We start from the raw sequence: 8151 nt of genomic DNA, 5'->3' as shown, positions 1-8151 counted from the left end.
TCTAAACCCGTGGCTGAACGCCACTGACGGTCTGTCTTTAAATCCGTAGTTGATAGCTTCATTTGGCAAATTTAACCCGCTGCAACAACTCTAATATAAACCATGTATATCATTCAAACTTAAATCGCTTACGGTACACTCGGAGAAAATTCCGAAACGTATATCGTAATATTACCTAAGCAAAAGCTTTTCATAGTCGCTACTTTGGTAGTGGTAACTTAAGGGATGATTTATTATAAGTGCATCATGATCAGCGGAACTACAAATTATTGTTGCCAACGCTGCGGCAGTTTGAATATACGGAAGAACGGTCATTCTACATCAGGCATACCAAAATACCATTACAAAGACTGCAACCGCAGCGGCGGCTGCAAATATGGCACCATCAGCAATGTAGCACAAGAGCTCACCGAGCAGGCGACTGCCGCGCGGTGGAAAAGCTCTTACTGGAGCGGACTTCCTTGCGCGGTATACAACGTGTGACGGGTTTAATTGGACCGCCGAAGCGGCCGTCCTTGCTCGTTAGCTCTTTGTCACCAGACAGCATGCTAGCGATGGCCTGCTCGCGAAATGTTGCATAGTTGAAATCAGAATGATTCTGAATGGGTAGGTTCTCTTCTTTACCCATTTTGTTCGTTTAGTTGTCATTAACCAAATCCTAAATTGGCACACTTCTTTGAAAACTCTCGTCATCCATGTGCTTGCCATGCTGGTTGACAGCTGCATACCAACGTCACCCACCTTAGGTGACAAGTTTCATCCCATTGAATCTTACCCCAGATTCATAGTATGTTTAGGTGTAGTACGTTATGGGATACATTGAATCACATGATGGTAGTAAATTATGAAAAAGGTAACCCAGATTAGTACTGATAGGGTTCACTGATCAGAAGTTAAATGTCAGACTCTGAATACTAAGATGGATTCGTGTGGGGGTGGAGAAAAATATAAAGCCCCCTTAGACGCTATTTAATTGACAGTACTGGTTTGAACCGGCAACAAGTATATTCAAAAGGTGAGGAGTGCTTTAATATTCCAACTTATAGCGGTCATACCAACAAAAGAGCTTAAGCACCAAAATACCTGGTTATCTTCTCGAGTTCCTGCTGAATCTCCTTCTGCTTATGTTCTCCTGCAAGAAGGAACGAACTCCTGTTCATGTTAAGGCTATCTCTCCTTGAGCTTATTTCCTGGCTCATCTGATTGATCTCTTTTTTTAAATCAGCCAACCTTTGAGTAAGCACCTGTAATTCCTCAACTTTTTTCTGCAACTCATGTTCTTTTGGCTGTAGGTCAGCTTTGTATTGACGGGCATGGGCTGATTGAAATGCATTCAGATCACGACCTATCACATTCAAATATTCCTGAGCCGTGGAAATGAGGTGTTCTTTGCTTAGACCAGCGTTTTTAAGGATATTGAAGGCGGTCGTATACTTTAGATTTTCATCGGCTATATCATCAATATCCAATTTTGTATCTACGAATTCCTTGAAATCCGGACCATGAAAGGCAGGGTTTTCACGATTCGCTTTGTCAATCAGATTATCAAAATAGGCTACATGCTCTGCAAAAGGCATGCTGTCAGCCTGTTGTGGAACTTGCTGCTGAGCTGGTGTTGATGGAGTGGGTGGAGCAGCAGCTTGCCCTTCATTAATAAGCGGATGTGTAGTGTTTTCATCTTCCTGCTGCGCAGAAGGAGCCTGAGGAGGGGTACTCCTTTTTGGGGCCTGTTTATTTTTATCCTCCTCAAACTCAATAAAAGGATTTAACAACTGCTTCAGGAAGCTCATAAGCGTTTTATTTTTTAAGTTCCAAAAGGAAACCAATCGTAAAATTTGCGTCCCAATCGAATACAAACGTATCGGTTTGAGTAGCATCAGCGATCGCCTTATAGATATTTAAACCTGCCTCCATTTTTTTATCTTCCGGTTTGTACGATTGCGGATTTTTTAGAACCGTATATCTTTCATCGCCTTTGCGGTGCTGTTTAGCCAGTGTGAAAGGAACGCCACCTATAATAAAGCCTACATTTCGCTTCCCTTCGGGGACCTTACTTACTCCTTGCTTCACCTGGTTATAAACATCTTGATCGGTCTGATTATTTTGAAAATACTTCGCTCCGGGCAGCTCAAGACTCCGCAGAGAGCCATTGTCTTCCCAGGATACCTTGGTATTACCAGATCCGATGTCGACCATAAATGAGTTATCTGCAAAAGAGGGTGGGACAGTAGCTCGCAGGGCTAAATTAGCCTCCTGTTCGGCTGTTACATTATTCACCACATAACCCATCTTTTTCAGTTCGTTGCTGATGATCTTGGTTTTGGGTTCTTTTTGGGCCCCGGAGGAAATAACAAAATGTATATTGTTTTTAGCGACTCCTTTGTCTAACATCCCGGAAATGTACTTCTTCAAACCGGCCCTGATATCGTCCGTAGTGGCCAGTCCCTCGTAGGCTAGGGATTCACCAAAGTCTTTAGAGACAATCTCCCAGCGCTTTTCCCTGTCCATATTGATCACAAATGAGTTGAAGCCGGTAGCGCCCAGCTCAACCACCCCGTTAAGGGTACCATTCTGCGGCTTCTCGGGGGTGTAATTAAAGTCTCTTGTCTCGTCCGATGCGGTATTACCGGTAGCTGGTTCTGGACTCCGGGTTTGGGAGGTCGGAGGTTCCGGAGCGGTATAGGATGTATCGGAAGAATCAGACGCAACGGTGCTCCCCGAATTTTTAAAGGCAAAATAAGCCAGTGTAGCTATTATTGCCAGAATTAGAAATATTCCTGCTGGTCTTAGTTTCATTGCTGCTAGTATTTAAGAATGTTTATTAGCCATTGTTATCATTACTATTCTGCCGCCTTCTTCGTTTGAGAGCAGTAGTTTTTTTCCATCGGTGATTTCTACCATTGATCCGATGGGCACCTGCTTATCTTCCGTAAGATCTTTCAGTGAGTTCAGCTTCTGGTTTACTAATACCCATTTGTTATTAAACCAGGCAAAGTACCCTACCGGTACTTTCTGCTCCGCGGTAAGACGCTCATTTCGGACAACATTCCTATTTACGTGCCACTGGAACAGATACTGGTTATGGTAGACCATCAGCCGGTGATTTTCAGGTTTCCATACGGTATCTTTAAACCGATAGTATAAATCAAGCACAGGCAGAGGCCCTTTTATTGGAGTGCCGCAGAACGGACATTTGGGAGAAGAGGAATTATCAAATACAAACCACTTCTGATCGCAGAGGGTATTGCCGCAGGGCTGCATCAGGTCAGTAGTTTTTAACAAAGCCTGTTCCCACATATCCGCATTGGGACGTTGATTAGGATGATGTAGCCCCGTAATAAAGGCCTGGTCAAAAAGTGCTTTCAGATAAGGTCCTGTCAGCGTATAGGGAAGTTTGCTTACATCTGACCAGGGCAGGGCTGACTTTGGAAGCTGTCCCAGCTTAGGTCTGTTTGAAGCATCGGTCGGGTGTTCAATGAACAGTGCCTTTTCCCCCATCGATAAAAGATCATCTTCTTCTGTATCCAGCGAATTAATCTTACCGCCTTTCAGAGGATGACGATATAAAAGGTACATATATATCATGACGGCCAGCGCGTGCAAATCGGTAAGACGGTTGGCATGCTTCCGATTAGGGTCACGCAGGGCAAGGTGTTTGGTACTAAGTACTTCAGGAGCAATAAAATCCGCCGTTCCGATCACATCAGGTGGGTATAAGCCGGGCACTACCAATCCATCAATATCGATGATCGTTGCATCCCGGTTGACCGGATCAATAAGTACATTTTTGTAAGAAAGATCAGAATGAGCCAGGCCCGCGGCGTGGAGCCGCTTAACCCCTCTGGCAATTTTGACACAAATCTGGAAATAGCTTAACCAGTTGCCCAGTTCACTTTCATCCAGTCGCAGAGCAAATTGCTTGTTCCTGAACTTGGCAGAAGCAAACCATAGCCCTTGCTTCTCCTTGCCTTTGATTCCTTCACCTGTAGCATAGCCTTTAGCAAAAAAGAAGTTCTTCCGGTAGGTAGGTACAACGAGCCCAATCTGAGTCCCTAGTTGAACTACGTCGGTCGGCCAGCAATATATGCTCTTATAGTACTCTCCGCCCTCACGGTTAAAGAAGCTATCGTAGTACTGGGTTACAAGCTTAGTCAGGCGTTCTTTCGAATTAAAATCCTGCTTATCGCGATAAAAAGCAACCACGTATGATTTATCAGGAGCGAAATAAACATCCTTCATCCCACCCCGCATAGGCTCTCCGTTATCGGCGTACTGATACGTTTTACCAGGGTGAATAATGGAAGATACCGACTTTATGCTCGCCATGAATAATATTGGTTATTTTTTCCCTTTTTTTATTATCTAAAACACAATGGCCAGCGTTCGGTCATCGTGGTTTCCGGTACTCCAGAAGTCCATCCACGCTGAGAATTGCTGAACGATCTCTTTATTACCCGGATCAAGCTCCACCTTCACTCCACCCTCATTGTTGCCATTCAGGTCTTCCAGCAGCTCTTTCCATTTCGCTATATTCTCCAGGTTAGCTTCTACAACGAATTTAGGATCATAGATTCCATCTGACATCAGCATGAGGTAGGAAAAGTCCTCTTTTTCTATGAAGCTGAAACGGGTAGCAAATTTTTCGTTGCGAAAGATCTCGGGCATAGTGATAAAGCGGGTACCGCCACCAAATTCGCCCACATCAATCCAGTTCAGGAGAGTAACCTCGCTGATATCTTTATTAAGTACCGCAATCGGGCAGTCTCCTACTCCAAAAGAAAGAAAAGCGTAACCCGACTCATACCTTTTGAATAACGTAAAAATCAGGGTACAACTTAGATCTTTAAGGGTATGACCGGCTTTAGAAGCAAAGTCTTCGAGCCTTTTGTGGACGGTGAAAGCAGCTTTGCCCAGAGTGTTATATACATAATGATTCAGCTTGGTAGAGCTATCGGGTGAAGCTTTAGCTTTATGCTGCTCAAGGATCTGATCAAATTCCTGCAGGCTTGTAGCAGAACTTTCCTCACCGAAGTACTCGACTACTGATCGGCAGGCAATATCAGAGCCCTTTCGCGAAAACCTGGCACTACCTGCTCCGTCGCTTACGGCCACGATACTCCAGCCATTTTCCAGATTCATGAAGGCAAAATCATCCTCACGAAACGACCCTTCATTGGCATGAGAGCGGCCACGTTTGGAAGAAGCTAGTATATACCTGTCGCCTAAGGGCTCACATACAGTGATATTATCTTCTTTCCAGTAAGGATCATTTTTATCGCTGTCCAGGTTTTTCCAGAGGCTTTTAGGATCGGGATTTACGATAAGCATGATGAGCTTCTCATTGAATGGTTCATCATCAGCCTGTTCTTTCAGCTTAAACAGGAATCTGAGTGGGATATCACCGCTCTGTACGGGCTTCCCACTAATCTGTTTCTGTTCCTCCTCGAAAGTAAGGCCGTTTTCTTCCAAACCTTCAAATTTCCAGTGGGACAGGTCTGTCCAGCCTAATTGCTCAAAATCCAGCTTTGCTTCATACAGTTTCCCAACGCTGGCATTATGTATACGAACGGGTTGCCCTTGGATGGTTGCAATTCGATCCTGTAATTTCCAGTTAGCCATAAGCTGGTTTTCTAGTTCACTGATTAAGCGAGTCGCAGCCACAGTTTTGTCATCCCTGATAAACTTATCAAACAAGTCCTTCCTGTTGGAAGGAACCTCTACATTGTTCTTCAGGAATAACTCTGTTAGCTGCGCTTTCACATTTCCCATCTCCGGCATAGAGTCAGAGTTTAGGTAACTATATTAAGCTCTGATGGTGGCGGAGGCAACTCACCCAGTCCCGATACTTCCTTGCCGGCATCTTCTACCTTCGTGGAGGTAACGCCGATGGAGGCAGATACCCAGGAGAAAAACTTGGAAATACTCTGACTGTCGGCCGTGTCCAGACTTACTACGTTTTCAGTGATCTGTTTCAGTAAGTTAGAGTCGGCTCCACTGCCTGCAGCACACGCCACGGTATAAGCTGTTTTACGCTTTCTGAACTCATCCAGGCCAGATTGCCATTCATCCGTCGGAATACCGTCCGTCATGATGAACACCAGTGGTTTCCAGTCTCCTTTTTGCTCCTGTGTGGTTTTGGCTACTTCATTGTCTATACAGCTTGAAACCAGCTTCAAAGCTTCGCCCAGACTGGTAGTACCGCTGGCCTTTATATCCACCATTTGGAAAGAGGCCAAATCTGTAAGAGGAACAAGCTGGCGAGCCGTACTATCAAAGGTAATAATGCTGATAAAGGCAGTTTCGATCGCCTGAGGATTTTGACGTAAGGAGCTGATCATTACCTGAATTCCGTTTTTAACGGCTTCAATAGGCTCTCCTGTCATAGACCCCGAGGTGTCTAGTAGCAAATAAACGGGTAGTCTTCTCATTTCTGTTTTTTATTAGGTAACTATGTTTATAGCAATGGATCAATCATGCGCTCAACTCTGCAATGCTCTTAGCGCTATCATCAATAATAGATGTCTGATGGGAATCATAGCTACTAATTGCATATTTGGTGGCAGATGTATCAGCTTCATAACTTATTTGTGACCGAAGGGTTTTTAGCCTTTTCATAATTTATGATCATGTACTTTCACTAAGCCTTTATCCTTTACAGAAGTAGAATCAAAAAAACATGCCCGTATTGATGCCGAATGTAGGTACCGTGCCATCGCATACGTATTAGCAACTCAGAACAGTAAGGCTTGAGCTTAGGGAGAAAGTATCGATTAGGTCTGGGGAGGAACAATAATGTGTAGTAGTAGGTAGGTTGTGCCAAAGGCTGGCGCACCTGATTGCTGCCGCCAGGAGTCAGTCAATGAACCGGCATTGAATGCATCAAATCCTAAGCTTAAACAAAAATTACATGCTCATGTAAATGACGATGTCCCAAATCAATTTGGCAGACATAACTATACTTTTTTCACTCTTGCTTACCTTCTGTCTTACCTCATTAAGAAAAGCCTCATCGAAATGCTTTCCATCCACAAATACACTGGTAATGGTTTGAGTATTTTCTATAGCAGTCAATGGGTTTTTGGATACTAAAATCAAATCTCCTTTTTTACCTTCCCGAATACTTCCATAGGTAGAGTCTAAACCATAATACTGAGCAGGATAAAGTGTAGCTGTACGTAGCACTTCAAAATTGGGCATGCCGGTCTTTGAAAGCTCTGTCAACTCCTCATGCAGAGAAGAACCGGGCAGTTCAGGTACATCAGACCCCGCAAGTATTTTTACACCGCTTCGGTAGGCTGCTCCGGAAATCTGCAACCCCTTCAAGTATATAGCCTTATACACCTCTTTTGCTTCTGATGTTGTATCTTCCTGTAGGGTGGCATCCAGATCCTCAAAAGATATAAACCTGAGAACCGGATTGATTCCAGCATATTTGGTTCTGAAAAACTCATCACCGGCAAAGGCATCCTGCTTCCTGGTTAGATGCGTTGGGCAATACCAGGTGGCATTCTTTTTAAATGTAGTAAACATTTTCTGCAACATAACGCTGTCATGGGTTGCAAGCATCTCCTTTCTAAAAGCAGTACTAACAGCCTTGGATGGATTATTGAGCCTGCGGATACTATCTGCCATAGGGTAGCTATCCCAGATAAAAAACATAGCATGTTCCAGACTCTTCATGCCAGCATTGGAAGCTTCAATGGTACTTACCCGCAGCGGTTTATGTCCTGCTACATCGATACCTGCCTTAGTAGCTTCCTGCATAAGTGCAAAAAAAGCTTCTCTTGGAATATGATTATATACTTTGATTAACGTAATGTTCCGTTTCTTTAAGTAGCGTACCAGTTCCACTGCATCTGCAGGAGTAGAACAATTAAAAAAGGAAGGGCTGTTACTAAACATTTCATGCGGACCCTCAACAGCAAAACTTGTAATACCGTGCAATATAGGTCCAATTAAATGCTGTTTCTCTACTTCGCTGTTCCATTGTTCCATTCTGGATTGTACAGCAGCAAATGGATCTACTTCATTATAAGCGCCACGCATGTCACGTGTACGTAGTCAAGTAAAAATGGACAGAAGGGAAGAAAAAGGGAAGAGACAATTTAGTAAATTGTTTCACCCAAATTACCTTAGTTATGTCCAAACCAT

General features: G+C 43.9%; 6 protein-coding genes. All 6 read right to left on the bottom strand.

Annotated elements, in window-relative coordinates:
- Nucleotides 1–1067: 1067 nt before the first annotated feature.
- The 6 genes from JTN23_RS25685 to JTN23_RS25660 all read right to left on the bottom strand — a co-directional run bounded on the left by JTN23_RS25685 (nucleotide 1068) and on the right by JTN23_RS25660 (nucleotide 8046).
- The gene (locus JTN23_RS25685; RefSeq protein WP_247237990.1) at nucleotides 1068–1790 is read right to left on the bottom strand and encodes an Atg14 domain-containing protein; all 723 of its coding nucleotides are present in this window, start codon (nucleotides 1788–1790) and stop codon (nucleotides 1068–1070) included.
- Nucleotides 1791–1797: 7 nt separating this feature from the next.
- Nucleotides 1798–2796: a hypothetical protein gene (locus JTN23_RS25680; RefSeq protein WP_247237989.1), complete on the bottom strand. Its 999-nt coding sequence runs from the start codon at nucleotides 2794–2796 to the stop codon at nucleotides 1798–1800.
- Nucleotides 2797–2808: 12 nt separating this feature from the next.
- Nucleotides 2809–4326 carry a helix-hairpin-helix domain-containing protein gene (locus JTN23_RS25675; RefSeq protein ID WP_247237988.1) on the bottom strand — a complete coding sequence of 506 codons (1518 nt, stop codon included), beginning with the start codon at nucleotides 4324–4326 and terminating at the stop codon, nucleotides 2809–2811.
- Between the two features lie 36 nt (nucleotides 4327–4362).
- Nucleotides 4363–5778: a PP2C family serine/threonine-protein phosphatase gene (locus JTN23_RS25670; protein WP_247237987.1), complete on the bottom strand. Its 1416-nt coding sequence runs from the start codon at nucleotides 5776–5778 to the stop codon at nucleotides 4363–4365.
- Nucleotides 5779–5789: 11 nt separating this feature from the next.
- Nucleotides 5790–6428 (bottom strand): vWA domain-containing protein, encoded by a 639-nt coding sequence (locus JTN23_RS25665; protein WP_262918679.1) that lies wholly within the window; start codon nucleotides 6426–6428, stop codon nucleotides 5790–5792.
- Between the two features lie 475 nt (nucleotides 6429–6903).
- Nucleotides 6904–8046, bottom strand: a complete 1143-nt coding sequence (locus tag JTN23_RS25660; RefSeq protein WP_247237985.1) for an amidohydrolase family protein — start codon at nucleotides 8044–8046, stop codon at nucleotides 6904–6906.
- Nucleotides 8047–8151: the final 105 nt, after the last annotated feature.

Source organism: Telluribacter roseus, from assembly GCF_017355915.2.
In the GTDB taxonomy this organism is placed as follows: domain Bacteria; phylum Bacteroidota; class Bacteroidia; order Cytophagales; family Spirosomataceae; genus Telluribacter.
This window is presented reverse-complemented; position numbering and strand designations above follow the sequence as displayed.